This window comes from Pseudomonas sp. NMI542_15 (genome assembly GCF_021283425.1).
GTDB lineage: Bacteria > Pseudomonadota > Gammaproteobacteria > Pseudomonadales > Pseudomonadaceae > Aquipseudomonas > Aquipseudomonas fortuita.
On the sequence record NZ_JAJSRO010000011.1, the window covers coordinates 66331 to 83032 of the forward strand.

General features: G+C 63.7%; 17 protein-coding genes. 10 read left to right on the forward strand and 7 right to left on the reverse strand.

Going from position 1 to position 16702, the window contains the following annotated elements:
• Positions 1 to 114 precede the first annotated feature (114 nt).
• From urtA to LU684_RS17060, 6 genes are all read left to right on the forward strand, one after another.
• On the forward strand, positions 115 to 1380 hold the full coding sequence (gene urtA, locus LU684_RS17035; RefSeq protein WP_016395201.1) for an urea ABC transporter substrate-binding protein: 1266 nt from the start codon (positions 115 to 117) through the stop codon (positions 1378 to 1380).
• Positions 1381 to 1518: 138 nt separating this feature from the next.
• Positions 1519 to 3006 (forward strand): urea ABC transporter permease subunit UrtB, encoded by a 1488-nt coding sequence (gene urtB, locus LU684_RS17040; protein WP_016489399.1) that lies wholly within the window; start codon positions 1519 to 1521, stop codon positions 3004 to 3006.
• Positions 3006 to 4085, forward strand: a complete 1080-nt coding sequence (urtC, locus tag LU684_RS17045) for an urea ABC transporter permease subunit UrtC (protein WP_016489400.1) — start codon at positions 3006 to 3008, stop codon at positions 4083 to 4085. Before urtB ends, urtC begins: the two co-directional genes overlap by 1 nt.
• Positions 4082 to 4939, forward strand: coding sequence for an urea ABC transporter ATP-binding protein UrtD (urtD, locus tag LU684_RS17050; RefSeq protein ID WP_016489401.1), 858 nt, complete (start codon positions 4082 to 4084; stop codon positions 4937 to 4939). The genes urtC and urtD overlap by 4 nt, the downstream gene beginning before the upstream one ends.
• A gap of 146 nt (positions 4940 to 5085) precedes the next feature.
• Complete coding sequence (gene urtE, locus LU684_RS17055) at positions 5086 to 5784, forward strand: urea ABC transporter ATP-binding subunit UrtE (protein ID WP_016489402.1); 699 nt, start codon at positions 5086 to 5088, stop codon at positions 5782 to 5784.
• A gap of 31 nt (positions 5785 to 5815) precedes the next feature.
• Positions 5816 to 6331, forward strand: coding sequence for a GNAT family N-acetyltransferase (locus tag LU684_RS17060; RefSeq protein ID WP_016489403.1), 516 nt, complete (start codon positions 5816 to 5818; stop codon positions 6329 to 6331).
• A 132-nt stretch (positions 6332 to 6463) separates the two neighbouring features.
• Here the strand turns inward: LU684_RS17060 and LU684_RS17065 are convergent, their stop codons facing one another.
• Positions 6464 to 6769 carry a chaperone modulator CbpM gene (locus tag LU684_RS17065; RefSeq protein ID WP_016489404.1) on the reverse strand — a complete coding sequence of 102 codons (306 nt, stop codon included), beginning with the start codon at positions 6767 to 6769 and terminating at the stop codon, positions 6464 to 6466.
• Positions 6770 to 6771: 2 nt separating this feature from the next.
• On the reverse strand, positions 6772 to 7725 hold the full coding sequence (cbpA, locus tag LU684_RS17070; RefSeq protein WP_016489405.1) for a curved DNA-binding protein: 954 nt from the start codon (positions 7723 to 7725) through the stop codon (positions 6772 to 6774).
• Positions 7726 to 7889: 164 nt separating this feature from the next.
• Here cbpA and LU684_RS17075 point away from each other — a divergent pair, with 164 nt between their 5' ends.
• On the forward strand, positions 7890 to 9161 hold the full coding sequence (locus tag LU684_RS17075) for an Hsp70 family protein (RefSeq protein ID WP_023046920.1): 1272 nt from the start codon (positions 7890 to 7892) through the stop codon (positions 9159 to 9161).
• A 36-nt stretch (positions 9162 to 9197) separates the two neighbouring features.
• Here LU684_RS17075 and LU684_RS17080 read toward each other — a convergent pair whose 3' ends face one another.
• The 3 genes from LU684_RS17080 to LU684_RS17090 form a co-directional block, all read right to left on the reverse strand.
• Complete coding sequence (locus LU684_RS17080; protein ID WP_023046919.1) at positions 9198 to 10205, reverse strand: AI-2E family transporter; 1008 nt, start codon at positions 10203 to 10205, stop codon at positions 9198 to 9200.
• Between the two features lie 70 nt (positions 10206 to 10275).
• Entirely contained in the window at positions 10276 to 10563 is a 288-nt protein-coding gene (locus tag LU684_RS17085; protein ID WP_191087033.1) for a PsiF family protein, read from the reverse strand.
• A gap of 63 nt (positions 10564 to 10626) precedes the next feature.
• Complete coding sequence (locus tag LU684_RS17090; protein ID WP_191087034.1) at positions 10627 to 11415, reverse strand: AraC family transcriptional regulator; 789 nt, start codon at positions 11413 to 11415, stop codon at positions 10627 to 10629.
• A 226-nt stretch (positions 11416 to 11641) separates the two neighbouring features.
• On the opposite strand from LU684_RS17090, the gene LU684_RS17095 reads away from it, so the two are divergent.
• Positions 11642 to 12514 (forward strand): DMT family transporter, encoded by an 873-nt coding sequence (locus LU684_RS17095; RefSeq protein WP_016489410.1) that lies wholly within the window; start codon positions 11642 to 11644, stop codon positions 12512 to 12514.
• Here the strand turns inward: LU684_RS17095 and LU684_RS17100 are convergent.
• Positions 12511 to 13401 carry an esterase/lipase family protein gene (locus LU684_RS17100; protein ID WP_016489411.1) on the reverse strand — a complete coding sequence of 297 codons (891 nt, stop codon included), beginning with the start codon at positions 13399 to 13401 and terminating at the stop codon, positions 12511 to 12513. The genes LU684_RS17095 and LU684_RS17100 overlap by 4 nt on opposite strands.
• Positions 13402 to 13524: 123 nt before the next feature.
• On the opposite strand from LU684_RS17100, the gene osmE reads away from it, so the two are divergent.
• Both osmE and LU684_RS17110 read left to right on the forward strand, forming a co-directional pair.
• Positions 13525 to 13866 (forward strand): osmotically-inducible lipoprotein OsmE, encoded by a 342-nt coding sequence (gene osmE / locus LU684_RS17105; RefSeq protein WP_016489412.1) that lies wholly within the window; start codon positions 13525 to 13527, stop codon positions 13864 to 13866.
• A 42-nt stretch (positions 13867 to 13908) separates the two neighbouring features.
• Positions 13909 to 14439, forward strand: coding sequence for a ferritin-like domain-containing protein (locus LU684_RS17110; protein WP_016489413.1), 531 nt, complete (start codon positions 13909 to 13911; stop codon positions 14437 to 14439).
• 111 nt (positions 14440 to 14550) lie between these two features.
• On the opposite strand, the gene LU684_RS17115 is transcribed toward LU684_RS17110, so the two are convergent.
• A complete protein-coding gene (locus LU684_RS17115) occupies positions 14551 to 16617 on the reverse strand; it encodes an AsmA family protein (RefSeq protein WP_191087035.1) in 2067 nt (688 codons plus the stop codon).
• Positions 16618 to 16702 lie beyond the last annotated feature (85 nt).

Genomic DNA, 16702 nt, shown 5'->3' on the forward strand with positions numbered 1-16702 from the left:
AACGCCCCAACACCTCGCACAACCCCTCTATCACGCCCATTTCGCCACTAGGCACACCCCTTGCAACGCCCTCCCCGCTTGGCCAAAACCAAAAAAACTCAGCGGAGAGAGCACATGAAGCGTCGCAGTCTGATCAAGGCCTTTACCCTCAGCGCATCGATTGCGGCGATGGGCCTGAGCTGGAGTATCCAGGCCGCCGAGACCATCAAGGTTGGCATCCTGCATTCGCTGTCGGGGACCATGGCCATTTCCGAGACCTCGCTCAAGGACATGGCGCTGATGACCATCGACGAGATCAACGCCAAAGGCGGGGTCAACGGCAAGATGCTCGAACCGGTGGTGGTCGACCCGGCCTCCAACTGGCCGCTGTTCGCCGAAAAGAGCCGCCAGCTGCTGACCCAGGACAAGGTCGCCGTGGTGTTCGGCTGCTGGACCTCGGTGTCGCGCAAGTCGGTGCTGCCGGTGTTCGAAGAACTCAACGGCCTGTTGTTCTACCCGGTGCAGTACGAGGGCGAGGAGATGTCGCCGAATGTGTTCTACACCGGCGCCGCCCCCAACCAGCAGGCTATTCCAGCCGTTGAATACCTGATGAGCGAAGATGGCGGCAGCGCCAAGCGCTTCTTCCTGCTGGGCACCGACTACGTCTACCCGCGCACCACCAACAAGATCCTGCGGGCCTTCCTGCACAGCAAAGGCGTGGCCGACAAGGACATCGAAGAGGTGTACACCCCGTTCGGCCACGCCGACTACCAGACCATCGTTGCCAACATCAAGAAGTTCTCCGCCGGCGGCAAGACCGCGGTCATCTCCACGGTCAACGGCGACTCCAACGTGCCGTTCTACAAGGAACTGGCCAACCAGGGCCTGAAGGCCACCGACGTACCGGTGGTGGCGTTCTCGGTGGGCGAAGAAGAACTGCGCGGCATCGACACCAAACCGCTGGTGGGCCACCTGGCTGCCTGGAACTACTTCGAGTCGGTGGATAACCCGGTGAACCAGAAATTCGTCGCCGACTGGAAGGCCTACGCCAAGGCCAAGGGCCTGCCAGGCGCTGACAAGGCGGTGACCAACGACCCGATGGAAGCCACCTACGTGGGCATCCACATGTGGGCGCAGGCCGCCGAGAAGGCCAAGTCCACCGATGTCGACAAAGTGCGTGAAGCACTGGCCGGGCAGAGCTTCAAGGCGCCGTCGGGCTTTACCCTGACCATGGACAAGACCAACCACCACCTGCACAAACCGGTAATGATCGGCGAGATCCAGGATGACGGGCAGTTCAGTGTGGTGTGGGAAACCGAGCAGCCGCTGCGGGCGCAGCCTTGGAGCCCGTTCATTCCAGGCAATGACAAGCGACCTGACTACGCAGTGAAAGGTAACTGAGTGCACTGGGGCCGCTATGCGGCCCATTCGCGGGCTTGCCCGCTCCCAAAGGTCCCCACTGCCCTCTGGACCAGTGAAATACCTGTGGGAGCGGGCAAGCCCGCGAAGAATCCACCACTGTATTCCAGGATTGCCCGCATGCTCAGAATGCTGCTCACCCTGCTTCTGCTACTCCCCATGGCCACCCAGGCCAGCGAGGGCGAATTCTTCCTCACTGCCAAGCCCGCCGAGCAGGCTCGCCTGCTCGAAAGCTGGGCGGCGCAACCCGATGCCGCGCGCGTGCCGCTGCTGGACAACCTGCGCCAGGGCCGCATTGGCACTGACGACACCCGCAAGGTACGCCTGAACAACCGCCTGCGTGGCCTGATCGACAACGCCCTGGCCAGCCACCAGTTGCTCAGCGACAACAGCGAAACGCGCCTGGCCGCCGCCCAACAACTGCAAAAAAGCGCACAACCCGCGCAAATGGCCTTCCTCGACCGGCGCTTCGCCAGCGAGCCGGATGCCGCCGTACACGCCGCCATCGGCCTGGCCCTGGCCAACCTGCAACTGGGCGCCAGCGAACCGGCAGTACGCCTGGCCGCCGTGCGCCTGTTGGGCGAAACCGGTGACCCGGTGGCCCGCACCCGCCTTGAAGCGCTGCTGCAACCCGACGCAGAAGCCGACCCGGGCGTGCGTACTGCTGCCGAGACCAGCCTGGCCCAGGTCAAGCGCAAGCTGCTGGTCGGCGAACTGCTCGGCCAGGCGTTCAGTGGCCTGTCGCTGGGCTCGATCCTGCTGCTGGCGGCATTGGGCCTTGCGATCACCTTCGGCCTGCTCGGGGTGATCAACATGGCCCACGGCGAGATGCTGATGCTCGGCGCCTACAGCACCTACATGGTCCAGGTGCTGGTGCAGCGCTACGCCCCGGGCGCTATCGAGTTCTACCCGCTGATTGCCCTGCCGGTAGCCTTCGCGGTCAGTGCCGGCGTGGGCATGGCGCTGGAGCGCACGGTCATTCGCCACCTTTACGGCCGCCCATTGGAAACCCTGCTGGCCACCTGGGGCATCAGCCTGATCCTGATTCAGGCCATCCGCCTGCTGTTCGGCGCGCAAAACGTCGAGGTCAGCAACCCGGCGTGGCTGTCGGGCGGTATCCAGCTGCTGCCTAACCTGGTACTGCCCTACAACCGCCTGGTCATCATCGGCTTCGCCCTCGCCGTGGTGCTGCTCACCTGGCTGCTGCTCAACCGTACGCGGCTGGGCCTGAACGTGCGCGCGGTCACCCAGAACCGCAACATGGCCGCCTGCTGCGGCGTGTCCACCGGGCGCGTCGACATGCTCGCCTTCGGCTTGGGCTCTGGCATCGCCGGGCTCGGCGGCGTGGCACTGAGCCAGGTCGGCAACGTCGGCCCGGACCTGGGCCAGAGCTACATCATCGACTCGTTCCTGGTGGTGGTGCTGGGTGGCGTCGGGCAACTGGCCGGGAGCCTCTGGGCCGCATTCGGCCTTGGCATCGCCAACAAATTGCTGGAGCCGCAGATCGGTGCCGTGCTCGGCAAGATCCTCATCCTTGCGTTGATCATTCTGTTCATCCAGAAGCGCCCGCAAGGCCTGTTCGCCCTCAAGGGACGGGTAATCGACTGATGAACCAGCCACTGCTTGTCACCGCTACGCAAAAGGCCGGGCCACGCCTGACCCTGGCCATCGGCGCCATCGTCGTCCTGTTGTTGCTGGCCCTGCCGCTGCTGTCCCTGCTGCCGGCGGATCACGTGCTACAGGTATCGGCCTACACCCTGACCCTGGTCGGCAAGATCCTCTGCTACGCCATCGTCGCCCTGGCCCTGGACCTGGTCTGGGGCTATGCCGGCCTGCTGTCGCTGGGTCACGGCCTGTTCTTCGCCCTGGGCGGCTACGCCATGGGCATGTACCTGATGCGCCAGGCGGCCGGTGATGGCCTGCCGGGGTTCATGACCTTCCTGTCATGGACCGAGCTGCCGTGGTACTGGGCCGGTACCCAGCACTTCGCCTGGGCGCTGTGCCTGGTGGTGCTGGCGCCTGGGCTGCTGGCACTGGTGTTCGGTTGGTTCGCCTTCCGCTCGCGGATCAAGGGCGTGTACTTCTCGATCATGACCCAGGCCCTGACCTTCGCCGGCATGTTGCTGTTCTTCCGCAACGAAACCGGCTTTGGCGGCAACAACGGTTTCACCAGCTTCCGCACCATCCTGGGCTTCGACATTGCCGCCCAAGGGACCCGCGCGGTGCTGTTCCTGCTCACCGTCGGCCTGCTGCTGGCCAGCCTGTACCTGTGCTGGCGCCTGACCCGCAGCAAGTTCGGCCGCCTGCTCACCGCCGTGCGCGACGCCGAGAACCGCCTGATGTTCTGCGGTTACGACCCGCGCGGCTTCAAGTTGCTGGTGTGGGTGCTCAGCGCCGTGCTGTGCGGCCTGGCGGGCGCGTTGTATGTGCCGCAGGTGGGCATCATCAACCCCAGCGAAATGTCGCCGACCAACTCCATCGAAGCCGCCGTGTGGGTGGCCCTGGGGGGGCGCGGCACGCTGATCGGCCCGCTGCTCGGCGCCGGCCTGGTCAATGGCATGAAGAGCTGGTTCACCGTGGCCTTCCCGGAGTTCTGGCTGTTCTTCCTGGGCGCACTGTTCATCCTCGTCACCCTGTACCTGCCCAAGGGCGTGGTCGGCTTGTTGAAAAAAAGGAGTCAGCCATGAGAGGCGTGCCCCCTGCTCACCCCGAATTCATGCTTGAACCGGTCTTCGACAACCTCGGGGCCGGCCGCGATGCCATTGGCCTGGGCAGCCGCCGCGAGGCGGGCCTGGACACCCGCCACGGCACGGTGCTGAGCCTGGAGGACATCAGCGTCAGCTTCGATGGTTTCAAGGCGCTCAACGGGCTGAACCTGTACATCGGCGTGGGCGAGCTGCGCTGCATCATCGGCCCCAACGGTGCCGGCAAGACCACGATGATGGACGTGATCACCGGCAAGACCCGCCCGGACACCGGTAGCGCCTTCTTTGGCGACACCCTCGACCTGGCGCGCATGAGCGAGTACCAGATCGCCCAGGCAGGTATTGGTCGCAAGTTCCAGAAGCCCACGGTGTTCGAGGCGTTGACGGTATACCAGAACCTGGAGCTGGCGCTGAAGACCGACAAGTCGGTATGGGCCAGCCTGGCGGCGCGCCTGGGCAGTGAGCAGCGCCAGCGCATCGAAGAAGTGCTGACCACCTTGCGCCTGCTGCCCCTGGCCCAGCGCCAGGCCGGCTTGCTGTCACACGGGCAAAAGCAGTTTCTGGAGATTGGCATGCTGCTGGTGCAGGAGCCGCAATTGCTGCTGCTGGATGAGCCGGTGGCCGGCATGACCGATGCCGAGACCGAGTTTACCGCCGAGCTGTTCAAAGGCCTGGCTGGCAAGCACTCGCTGATGGTGGTGGAGCATGACATGGGCTTTGTGGGCAGCATTGCCGATCATGTGACCGTGCTGCACCAGGGCAGCGTGCTGGCAGAAGGGTCGCTGGCGCAGGTGCAGGCGGATGAGCGGGTGGTCGAGGTGTATCTGGGCCGATGATTCAAGCAGCCTGCACCGGCCCTTTCGCGGGACAAGCCCGCTCCCACAGGGAAATCACCCATTCCAAAACTGTGGTGAACCTGTGGGAGCGGGCTAGTCCCGCGAAAGGGCCGGTGCAACCACAGCAAAAACACCAAGGACATGACATGCTGAAAATCGACACCCTGCACCAATACTACGGCGGCAGCCACATCCTGCGTGGCCTGTCGTTCGAAGCCAAGGTCGGCGAAGTCACCTGCCTGCTGGGCCGCAACGGCGTGGGCAAGACCACCCTGCTGCGCTGCCTGATGGGCCTGGTACCCGCCCGTGACGGCAGCATCGAATGGGAGGGAAAGCCCATTACAAGCCTCAAGCCCCAGCAACGGGTGCAGGCCGGCATCGCCTACGTGCCCCAGGGCCGCGAAATTTTCCCGCGTCTCACCGTCGAGGAAAACCTGCTGATGGGGCTGTCACGCTTCCCGGCCCGTGAGGCCCGCGAAGTCCCCGCGTTCATCTACGAACTGTTCCCGGTGCTGGAACAAATGAAACAGCGCCGTGGCGGCGATCTGTCTGGCGGCCAGCAGCAACAGCTGGCAATCGGCCGCGCCCTGGCCAGCCGCCCACGGCTGCTGATTCTCGACGAGCCGACCGAAGGCATCCAGCCCTCGGTAATCAAGGAAATCGGTGCCGTCATCCGCCGCCTGGCCGAGCGCGGCGACATGGCGATACTGCTGGTGGAGCAGTTCTACGACTTTGCCGAGGAACTGGCCGACCAGTACCTGGTCATGGCCCGTGGCGAGATCGTGCAGCACGGCCGCGGCGAAAACATGCAAGCCGAAGGTGTGCGTGGCCTGGTAACCATTTAATCTGCAAGCAACGACCCTGCGAGACCCTGTCATGAGTTACCAAATCCGCGACGCCCTGCCCACCGACGTGCCGGGCATCCTCGACATCTATAACGACGCAGTGCGCAATACCACGGCGATCTGGAACGAAACCCCGGTGGACCTCGGCAACCGTCAGGCCTGGTTTGAAGCACGGGCGCAGCAGGGATATCCGATACTGGTGGCGGTGGACGACAGTGGCGTGCTCGGTTATGCCTCGTTTGGCGACTGGCGGCCGTTCGAGGGCTTTCGCAACACCGTGGAGCACTCGGTGTATATCCGCGGCGACCAGCGTGGCAAAGGGCTGGGGCCGGTATTGATGGCAGCGCTGGTCGAGCGTGCGCGCGGGTGCGGCAAGCATGTGATGGTGGCAGCCATCGAGAGTGGCAACGCGGCGTCGGTGCGCCTGCATGAGCGGCTGGGCTTCGTGGTGACCGGGCAGATGCCGCAGGTGGGGGTGAAATTTGGCCGCTGGCTGGACCTGACCTTCATGCAACTGGTGCTGAACCCCGGAACCGAACCGACCTGAAATTGATGCCGGCTGAACCAGCCTCTTCGCGGGGCAAGCCCGCTCCCACAGATACCCCACTCGCTTGAGATTCAGCGGAGTACCTGTGGGAGCGGGCTTGTCCCGCGAAGAGGCTGGTGCAGGCAAACACACTCATATCTGGGTGAACCTGCCCAGCCGCTGGCGCAGCATGCTGTTTTCGCTGCGCAACTGCTGCACTTCCTGCAACAGCTCCAGCGCCAACGCCACCCCTTCCCACTCAAGCTCCAGCTCCTGGTGCAACTTCACCGCGCGTTTGGCCAACAACGGCGCCTGATCGTCGAACAACCAGTCCTCAGGCGTTCGCCCGGAGGGTTCGACAATGCCGTGTTCGACGATTTCGATCACGCAGTCAGCCGTGACATCGGCTTCCTGACACAGGGTACGCATGTCCAGTTGAACGATCAGGGTGCTGCTCATGATCACTTACTCCATTGTGTCCTCGGGTTGAACGCCGCTTTCTCGGAAAGCTTCGTCCACAGTTCGCGGGCAGCCTCATCGGAGGTCGGCGGCATGACCACTTTCAGTTGCGCGTATAGGTTGCCGCGCTCACCGCGCTTGTTCGCCAGGCCTTTGCCCGGCACGCGCAGGCGCTGACCGCTCTGGCTGTCGGGGCGGATGGTGAGGTTGATCTTGCCTTCCAGGGTCGGCACCGCCACCTTGGTGCCCAGGGCCGCTTCCCACGGTGCCAGCGGCACGGTAATGATCAGATCATGGCCTTCGACATCGAACAGCGGGTGCGGTGCCATGCGGATGGTCAGGAACAGGTCGCCATTGGCCGCACCACCGCTGCCCGGCGCGCCCTGGCCCTTGAGGCGGATACGCTCGCCGTCGGTAACACCGGCCGGAATCTTCACGTTCAGGGTCTTGGTAGTGAAGCCGGTGCGTTGCCCCATGGCATTGGTTTGCGGCACCTGGAAGCTGATCTGCTTGGACTCCTTGCTCAGGGTCTCTTCAAGAAATACTGCCAGTTCCAGCTCCACATCCTGCCCTCGCCTGCCGGCACTGCGTTGCTGCTGCCGGGCGCCACCAAAGGGGTTGCCACCCCGCCCACCGAAGACCGAGCTGAAGAAGTCGGAGAAGTCGCCGCCCTCGAAGCCGCCGCCACCGCCGCGGCTCTCCCAGCCCGGTGGTGCCTGGAACGGTCGGCCATGTTGGCCGCCATACTTGCGAATTTCGTCGAACTCGGCACGTTTCTGCGCGTCGCCCAGCACTTCATAGGCCTCGTTGGCCTCTTTGAACTTGTCCTCGGCGTCGCGCTCCTTGCTGACATCGGGGTGATACTTGCGCGCCAGCTTGCGGTACGCGGCCTTGATCGCCTTTTCGTCCGCCGTGGGCTCTACGCCGAGTATCTTGTAATAGTCTTTGAAGTCCATTTGTGGATCACCAATGTGAATGTGCGTGTTGCAACAGAAGATAGGGGTCAAGCATAGCCTTTCAAGACCGACTTGGGTTTGCCTCAAGGCAGACGACTGGTCTTGATTCTGTAGCCAACTGGCATACACTGCGCGGCCGTTTTGCCTCCGGAAGCCCATTTCCCATGTCTGACGTATCCCCGGCCCGCGCCCTGGGCATCGACTTTGGCACCTCCAACTCCACGGTCGGCTGGCACCGCCCTGGCGTGGAGTCGCTGATTGCCCTGGAAGACGGCAAGATCACCTTGCCCTCGGTGGTGTTCTTCAATATCGAAGAGCGGCGCCCGGTGTATGGCCGCCTGGCACTGCACGAATACCTGGAAGGCTACGAAGGCCGCCTGATGCGCTCGCTGAAGAGCCTGCTGGGCTCCAAGCTGATCAAGCACGACACCAGCGTGCTGGGCAGCGCCCTGCCGTTCAAGGACCTGCTGGGCATGTTCATCGGCGAGCTGAAAAAGCGCGCCGAAACCGCCGCTGGCCGCGAGTTCGACCAGGTGGTTCTGGGCCGCCCGGTGTTCTTCGTCGACGAAGACCCGGCTGCCGACCAGGAAGCCGAGGACACCCTGGCCGACGTGGCGCGCAAGATCGGCTTCAAGGATGTGTCGTTCCAGTACGAGCCGATTGCCGCGGCCTTCGACTACGAGTCGGGCATCAGCCGTGAAGAACTGGTACTGATCGTCGACATCGGCGGCGGTACTTCGGACTTCACCCTGATCCGCCTGTCGCCCGAGCGCCACCTGGTCGCAGAGCGCCAAAGCGATATTCTCGCCACCGGCGGCGTGCACATCGGCGGTACCGACTTCGACAAGCAGCTAAGCCTGCAGGGCGTGATGCCGCTGTTCGGCTACGGTAGCCGGATGAAGAGCGGCGCACTGATGCCCACCAGCTACCACCTCAACCTGGCCACCTGGCACACCATCAACGCCCTGTACTCGCAGAAGTCGCAGTTGGCGCTGAGCAGCATGCGCTATGACATCGAGGACAGTTTCGGCATCGACCGCCTGTTCAAACTGATCGAGCAGCGCGCCGGGCACTGGCTGGCGATGGAAGTGGAAGCCAGCAAGATCGAGCTGACCGAACAGGACAGCCGCCACATCGACCTGCGCCGTGTCGAGCCCGAGCTGACTGCGCAGCTGACCCGAGCTTTGTTCGAAGACGCCATCGAAGGCCTGCTTGAGCGCGTACGCGGCAGCGTGACCGAACTGCTGGCCAAGGCTGGCGTGAGCGAGAGCCAGGTAGACACGGTGTTCTTCACGGGCGGCTCCAGCGGCATTCCGGCGCTGCGCAACAGTGTGTCGGCGATGTTGCCGAATGCGCGGCATGTGGAAGGCAACATCTTTGGCAGCATTGGTAGCGGGCTGGCCATCGAGGCCCGCAAGCGTTACGGCGCAGCCTGAGCTATTTTGGGGCCGCAACGCGGCCCCGACAATCTGTTAGACCAGCTCTTCGCGCTTAAGCTCACTCTTGAGGTAGGCATAGTAGATCGGCCCCGCCACCACCCCCGGCAGCCCGAACGCCGCCTCGAACACCAGCATCGCCAGCAGCAGTTCCCATGCCTTGGCGCTGATCTGCCCGCCAACAATCCGCGCGTTGAGGAAGTACTCGACCTTGTGGATAACGATCAGGTAACCCAGCGCCGCCGCCGCCACCCAGATCGACAACGACAAGCCGACGATGGTGATCAGGGTATTGGACATCAGGTTGCCGATCACCGGCAGCAAGCCCAGCAGGAAGGTCAGCACGATCAGCGTCTTGGTCAGCGGCAGGTGCACGCCGAACAGCGGCATCACCACCGCCAGGAAGATGCCGGTAAAGGCCGTGTTGAGCAGCGAGATCTTGATCTGCGCGAACACGATGTTGCGAAACGCCTTCACCAGCAGGTTCAGGCGCTCAAACAGCGCTGCCGCCAGGGGCTTGCGCCGGGAAACATCGGGAATACGCTGCAGGGCGATGATGGCGCCGAGAATCATGCCGATCAGCAGCGTCACGAACATGTGCGCCATGCCTTTGCCCACCAGCTGCAAATCGCTCAGGTGGCTTTTTATCCAGTCGCCGATGGCGACCTTGAACTCTGCGGCACTGGCGGGCAGGTAGCCCTCGATGAAGGGCGGCAGCTGACCGCGGGCACGCTCGACAAGGGCCATGAACTTGTCCAGCGAGGCGCCGGGGTTTTCCGCCTCGTGCAGCAAAAAGCTGAAGGCACCGGCAATGAGCAGCGTCAAGGTAATGACCACCAGCGTGCCAAGCAGCGCCACGGCCAGCCAGCGCGCACGCTGGCCGGCCAGCAGCGGCTGAAGGCGCGGGGTCAGCATGTTGACCAGTTCGAACACCAGCAGGCCAGCCAGCAGGCTGGGCAACAACTTAAGGGGCAAAGCCAGCAGCAGGCCGGCCATGACGATGAACAGGCTGGCCAGGGTGATCTGACGGGGGGTAAAGGTCATACAGCCTCGACGGCAGACAGCGGGAATGCCCGCAGTCTGCCAGCCTTGGCGGCGCAGGCATAGGCGCAGGTCATTTCTTCTTCAGGCAGTCGCTCATGTACGCCTTGCGCTCGTCACCCTTCAGGGCTTTGGTCGTGGCGTCGGCGTTGCAGGTCTTCATCTTCTGTTGCTGGGTTTGTGGCACGTCCTTCTTCAGGCAGGTGCTCATGAACGCTTTGCGCTCATCGCCCTTGAGGGCTTTGGTAGTAGCGTCGGCATTGCAGGTTTTCATTTTTTCCTGCTGCGCGGTATTGGCCGCGAAGCCTTGGGCACTGAACAACACTGCCAGCGCCAGTAATGGGATGTGCAGCACTTTCATGGAGTAGTCTCCTTGGCTCCGTGCCCGACGCACGGGGGTCGAGCTGAGTGTAGCCAAGATTTTTCAGCGCCCCGCCCGCGCCTGCCGGCGGTACTGCTCGGGCGTGCACTCGGCCTGGCGCTGGAACATGGCGATGAACGCCGAAGCGCTGCTGTAGCCAAGGTCGAAGGCAATGGCCTGAATGGGCAGGCCGGCCTCCAGCGCTTCGATGGCACGCAGAAAACGCAGGCGCAGGCGCCACTCGCCAAAACTGATGCCCAGTTCGCGCAGAAACTGGCGGGCCAGGGTGCGTTCGCTAACATGCACACGGGCGGCCCAGTCGGCCAGCGGGCGGTTGTCACCCGGCTCGGCACTGAGGGCGTCCAGTACCTGGCGCAGGCCATCGCTTTGGGCAAACGGCAGGTAGCAGGCCTGGGCGGGCGCCAGCAGCAACTGGTCGAGCAGTACCTGCACCAGGCGCTGGTCGCGCTCGTCCTCGGCCACCTTGAGGTCACGCCGGGCGAAGTCGCCGAGGATGGCCTTGAGGATATCGCTGATCATCAGGCTGCACGGTTGCGGTGGCAGGGCTGCGCACAGGCTGCGGTGTAGATAGATAGAGCGGTAGACGATGGCCTGGGGGTTGTAACAGCCATGCGCGGTATCGGGCGGTACCCAGACGGCGTAGTGCGGCGGAGACAGGAAACGCTGGCCGGCGACCTCCAGTTGCATCACGCCGTAGGCGGTGTAGTTCAGCTGGCCCCAGGCGTGTTGATGCACGGCGCTGTGGGTATCGGCAACGAACTCATCGTGTCGGAAGTACACCGGCGCCGGCAGTTGGGTGAATTGGGGTATATCGAGGTATTTGCGCGGCATGCTGTCTGCTTTGCGGGGTGGGTTGTCTGGATAAGAGTATAGGCTTGTGGACAGACACTCGATAATACAGGCCTATCGAGGGCCTGCCTTGCAGGCCTTCGCGGGCTTGCCCGCTCCCACAGGAACTGCGCCAGCCTCAAGGCCTGTGATATCCCTGTGGGAGCGGGCAAGCCCGCGAAGGCCTGCAAGGCAGCCCCAATCCAGGCCCCAATGAGTAACCCGCTACATGAATTACCTGTTCCCCCTCACCGCCATCCTCATCTGGGCCGGCAACACCGTGGTCACCAAGATGTCCGCCGGCGCCATCCACCCTGCCGAAATCGGCTTCTACCGCTGGCTGCTGGCCGGCTTGCTGTTCACGCCGTTCCTGCTGCCCGCCGTGTGGCGCAACCGCGCAGCCATCCGCCCACACCTGGGCAAGGTGTTCGTGCTGGGCGTGCTGGGCATGGCGATGTACCAGAGCCTGGCCTACTTTGCCGCCGGCATCACCAGCGCCACCAACATGGGGATCATCCTCTCGCTGATGCCACTGATGTCTCTGGCGCTGTCCATCGCCTGGCTGGGCCAGCGCCTGAGCTACGGTGCCCTGCTGGGTGCGGTGGTGTCATTCTTCGGCGTGCTGGAGGTGGTCAGTGCCGGTCACCCCGCGAGCCTGTTGCAGCAGGGCCTGAACAGCGGCGACTTGCTGATGCTGGTCGCCACCCTGGCCTATGCGCTGTACAGCTTCCTGTTGAAGAAATGGCAACTGCGCCTGCCCCCCCTGCAGTTGCTGTATTTGCAGGTGCTGGTGGCAATCGTGGTGCTGCTGCCGCTGTTCCTGCTGTCGGACAAGACGGGCCTGAACAGCCGTAATATCGGCCTGGTGCTGTATGCCTGCGTGCTGGCCTCGATGATCGCGCCGCGGGTGTGGATGCAGGCCGTGCATCGCCTGGGGCCAAGCCGCACCACGCTATTCTTCAACCTGCTGCCCTTGGTCACCGCACTGATCGCCGCCGTGGTGCTCGATGAGCAACTGGCGCGCTATCACCTGGTCGGCGGCCTGCTGACCCTGGCCGGGGTAGTGCTGGCCGAGCGCTGGACCACCCCGATACGCCGCTAAAGCCCGGCAGCCTTCAGCCGGGCGGCATGTTCGGTGAACAACCGCACCGGCTCGGCGCCTTTGCCCACGGCGCCGAGAGACTGGTTGACGATATCCAGGTGATCGAGCGGGTAGTCGTCGCCGATCACCTGCCCCAGGTGCGAACTGAAACGCCCGACCATGCCGTCGCAATGCCCCTTTTCTTTGACGAAGCTGCGGGCAAACAGGCGGCAGAAGCGATTGCTGCCGTCAAAGCGGTTGCGACCCTGGTCGGTAAGGCCGGGCTGCAAGGTGCCAGACCACGAGTAATAACGCACACCATCGACTTCATAGGCCCCTTCCCCGCCCCAGGTCTGCGGCAGCCCTTGGGGATATGCCTGGTTGAACAGCGCCACCCCGGCAGTGGTCATCGACTGGTGCGAGGCGTGCAGGTCAACCGGCAGCGGGTCGCGGCGCCAGCCGGTTTCCAGCCAAACCAGCAACACGGCAAGACCCTGCAACACAGCCTTGAGGATGCGCCCCTGGGGTGAATCGCCAGGCGCCGTGCGGTCCAGGTGGTCCGCCAGTTCCGAGCCGTGGTTGGGGCCGGCCACCGAGGTGACCGAAGCCACGCGCTCTGGCCGCCTGGCCGCTGCGTAGCGCGCGCTCAGGGCACCTTGGCTGTGGCCGATGAGGTTGACCTTTTCGGCACCGGTACGCGTGCAGATATCCTCGATGATCAGCAGCAACTGCTCGCCGCGCACCTCGCTGGAATGCAGCGGCGAAACCTGCACCGGGAACACCTGCGCCCCACCCTTGCGCAAGGCTGGCACGATGCCGAACCAGTAGGGGTAGAGCATTAGCCGGACAAAACCGAGCATGCCCGGCACCAGCACCAACGGGTATCGCGTGGCCAATTCCTGTTGCATTGCACCAGCCCCTTTCCGTGGACGACCGGTCAACACTACAGCGCCAATCATGACCATCGCAATCGAACTCCCGGCCCGCGCTGGGGTTCCAAACCACACAGACCCTTTGCAAGGAGCGGGACCATGTACAAGCAGACCCTGGCAATCCTTCTGGCAAGCGCCACCCTGGCCGCCTGTGGCAGCCGCCCGGAAAACCCGGCGGACTATGTCACCTACCGCGACGAGCCGCTGGTCAAGCAGGTGGAGCACGGCATGACCATGCAGAAGGTCATCGCCATCGGTGGCAGCCCATCGAATGTGATCGACCTGCCGCACGGGGGCACCTGCAACGACTACATCCTCAACCGCGACGGCAAACAACAGCCCTACTACGTGCGCTTCGACGCCACTGGCCACGTCGATGCCAAAGGGTTCAAGACTTGTAAACAACGCCAAGAGGACAGCGACGCCGTCCCCGGCGCGTGAGCCTGCGTCCCCACCCTGACCCTGATATGCCTGGAGATAACCATGAGCAACGTTGAACTGACCGATGTGAAAACCCTGCGCGAACGTGCCCGCCAGCATGTGGAGCAAGGCGCGGTGACCGAGGGCTACCACGCCGACCGTCAGGAAATCCTGCGCCTGCTGAACGAGTCGCTGGCCACCGAGCTGGTCTGCGTACTGCGCTACAAGCGCCACTACTTCATGGCAAGCGGCATCAAAGCCAGTGTGGCTGCCCAGGAATTTCTGGAGCATGCGAACCAGGAAGCCGAACATGCCGACAAGCTGGCCGAGCGCATCGTGCAGCTGGGCGGCGAGCCGGACTTCAACCCCGACAACCTGACCAAGAACTCCCATGCCCAGTACGTGGCGGGTAATTCGCTGAAGGAAATGGTGCTGGAAGACCTGGTGGCTGAGCGGATTGCCATTGATAGCTACCGCGAGATCATCCAGTACATCGGTGATAAAGACCCGACCACCCGACGCATCTTCGAAGACATCCTGGCCCAGGAAGAAGAGCACGCGGACGACATGTCCGACCTGCTGCAAGGGCTGTAATCGCAAGGGGCTGCTTTGCAGCCCATCGCGGCACAAGGCCGCTCCTACAGGGGAAAGCGATCCCTTGTAGGAGCGGCCTTGTGCCGCGATGGGCCGCAGAGCGGCCCCCTGCTATTTCCGACCTTTCACCACTGCCGGCGCCTTGCCCGCCTTCATCTGCTGCAACAGTGGCGTGCACTGGTTGGGGTCATCCCCGCTGCTGGGCGCAATCAGCGCCAGCAACCCCGCCGCCGGCCCGGCCACCACACCCAGCGCCACCATCCCCGCACCACGCAGTGCCAGCGGAACTGCCTGCACCCCAGCACTCGGCTTGGCAAACGGCCCACGCACATACAGTGGCGAACGCAGCGAGAACAGCCGCAGGCCTTTCGATTCGGGGGTGATTTTCAAGTCCAGCTGCTCACTGCTGAAGTTGGCCGTACCGTTGATGTAGATGATCGCGTTCTCGGTATCGAAGATGAACAGACGGGTCGTTGCCAACCCCTCCTTGATACCCACATCCGCCGCCGCGCAATTGATCTTCACATCCTCATCACCGAACAGCTTGCCGATGACATAGTTGCCCACGTTCAAGCCGGCAATCTCCATCAGGCTGCGGCTGATCGCGCCATCGTTGACGAGCATGCGCAGGTCGCCATTGGCCGTACCCAATAGCGCCGCCACTGAATTACCACGGCCGCTGATGTCGGCATCGCCGTTCAACTCACCAAAGCTGGTCTGCATCGGCGCGAAAGTCGGGAACAGTTGCTTGAGCTTGAAGCCCCTGGCAGTCAGTTGGGCGCGGCCCTGCAAAGGCACGCTGCGACCGTCCAGGCGAATTCTGGAGGCCAGGTTGCCGCCGGCCACGCCGAAACGCAGGGGCTCCAGGCGCAACAGACCGTCTTCGAGAATCACGTGGGCCGAAAGGTCATTGAACGGCAGTTGCGTGCTGTGCACGATGCGCTTGCCGGCAAAGGTGACGTCGGCGTCCATCGCGCGCCAGCGCTCGGTGCGGAACTCTTCCACCGGCAGCACCTTGCCCGTTGGCTGCTTGCTGGCACCACCACGGGCCTTCTGCTCGGCGTTGGAATCGGCGCCGATCAGCGGCGCCAGGTCCTTGAACAGCAACTGGTTGGACACCAGGTTGCCGGACAGCTTGGGCCGTGGCTGGCTGGCGACGAAGGCCAGGTCACCGTGGATGTCGCTGTCACCGATCTTGCCATTGAAGCCCTGGTAGTTGAACGTCGCGCCTTGTGGCGCATGCAGGTTGGCGCTGAGGCGGCCGTCGGTCGAGTAGGCCGGGGTGTCCGGCAGGGTCACCCCGGTCAATGGGTAGAGGTTGCCCAGGCTGGCACCGGACAGGCGCAAGCGCAGGTCCAGGGCGCCGAGGTTGCGCGGGTCGGTCAGGGTGCCGGCGAGCACCACATGGGTGTCGGCGATGCGCACGTCGGCTTGCAGCGGAAACGGCTGGCGGGCGTCCTGCAGCGCCAGCAGGCCGCCGATCTTGCCGGTGCCGGACACCGGCTGATCCTTGTAGCGGCCTTGTGCCTTGAGCCCGAAGGCGTAGTCCTGTGCACCACCCGCCTTCTCGGCGCTGGCCTTGCCGACAATCTCGCTGAACGGGATCGGCTTGCCCAGCGGGTCAATCTGCACCTTCATGCTGGTTTTCAGGGTTTGATCGTCGAAGCTGACATTGCCCTGGTCGAAACCGATCGCACCAATATCCAGCTGCCATTTGGAAGGTTCGGCGTTTTCATCCTTGGGGCCGAAGTCGAACGTCCAGTTGGCACGGCCATCGGCCAGACGGGTAAGGCTGGCAGTGGGTTTGGTCAGGTCGATGCGCGGGATGCTGATCTGCTGGAACACCAGCGGCAGCGGCGCCAGGCGGAACTCCACGCGCTCCAGGCCGACCATCTTCGGCTCCTTGAGCCACTCTGGGTTGCCCAGGGTCAGGTCCTCGGCAATGAAATGCGGCCATGGCACCCAGGCACGCCAGCCACCCTCTTCAGGCTCGGTGCGCCAGTGAACGGCAAGGTTGCCGTTGATAGCGAAGGGCCGGTGCAGGGCCTCGGACACCTTTTCGTTGAGCAGGGGCTTTACGCGGTTCCAGTCGAAGGTGGCAATCACCACCACCAGAATCGCCAGCAGGGTAAGGAGGGTAGCGAGGGCCCAGAGGAGGATTCTGGCGGGACGCGTCATTGCGTGATTCTCCTTGCGGTATGGCACAAAACGGGTGCAGCGATGGCAGTCAATATGTCGGACTGTGGAAAACCCGTGGGGTTTT

Bases quoted from the DNA above. Each gene is read 5' to 3' on its own strand.
- urtC (WP_016489400.1), top strand. From the start codon at position 3,006: ATGAACCAGCCACTGCTTGTCACCGCTACGCAAAAGGCCGGGCCACGC.
- urtE (WP_016489402.1), top strand. From the start codon at position 5,086: ATGCTGAAAATCGACACCCTGCACCAATACTACGGCGGCAGCCACATC.
- LU684_RS17090 (WP_191087034.1), bottom strand. From the start codon at position 11,415: ATGCCGCGCAAATACCTCGATATACCCCAATTCACCCAACTGCCGGCG.
- LU684_RS17100 (WP_016489411.1), bottom strand. From the start codon at position 13,401: ATGCAACAGGAATTGGCCACGCGATACCCGTTGGTGCTGGTGCCGGGC.
- urtA (WP_016395201.1), top strand. From the start codon at position 115: ATGAAGCGTCGCAGTCTGATCAAGGCCTTTACCCTCAGCGCATCGATT.
- LU684_RS17075 (WP_023046920.1), top strand. From the start codon at position 7,890: ATGTCTGACGTATCCCCGGCCCGCGCCCTGGGCATCGACTTTGGCACC.
- LU684_RS17095 (WP_016489410.1), top strand. From the start codon at position 11,642: ATGAATTACCTGTTCCCCCTCACCGCCATCCTCATCTGGGCCGGCAAC.
- cbpA (WP_016489405.1), bottom strand. From the start codon at position 7,725: ATGGACTTCAAAGACTATTACAAGATACTCGGCGTAGAGCCCACGGCG.
- LU684_RS17115 (WP_191087035.1), bottom strand. From the start codon at position 16,617: ATGACGCGTCCCGCCAGAATCCTCCTCTGGGCCCTCGCTACCCTCCTT.
- LU684_RS17060 (WP_016489403.1), top strand. From the start codon at position 5,816: ATGAGTTACCAAATCCGCGACGCCCTGCCCACCGACGTGCCGGGCATC.
- LU684_RS17085 (WP_191087033.1), bottom strand. From the start codon at position 10,563: ATGAAAGTGCTGCACATCCCATTACTGGCGCTGGCAGTGTTGTTCAGT.
- LU684_RS17110 (WP_016489413.1), top strand. From the start codon at position 13,909: ATGAGCAACGTTGAACTGACCGATGTGAAAACCCTGCGCGAACGTGCC.
- urtB (WP_016489399.1), top strand. From the start codon at position 1,519: ATGCTCAGAATGCTGCTCACCCTGCTTCTGCTACTCCCCATGGCCACC.
- LU684_RS17065 (WP_016489404.1), bottom strand. From the start codon at position 6,769: ATGAGCAGCACCCTGATCGTTCAACTGGACATGCGTACCCTGTGTCAG.
- LU684_RS17080 (WP_023046919.1), bottom strand. From the start codon at position 10,205: ATGACCTTTACCCCCCGTCAGATCACCCTGGCCAGCCTGTTCATCGTC.
- osmE (WP_016489412.1), top strand. From the start codon at position 13,525: ATGTACAAGCAGACCCTGGCAATCCTTCTGGCAAGCGCCACCCTGGCC.
- urtD (WP_016489401.1), top strand. From the start codon at position 4,082: ATGAGAGGCGTGCCCCCTGCTCACCCCGAATTCATGCTTGAACCGGTC.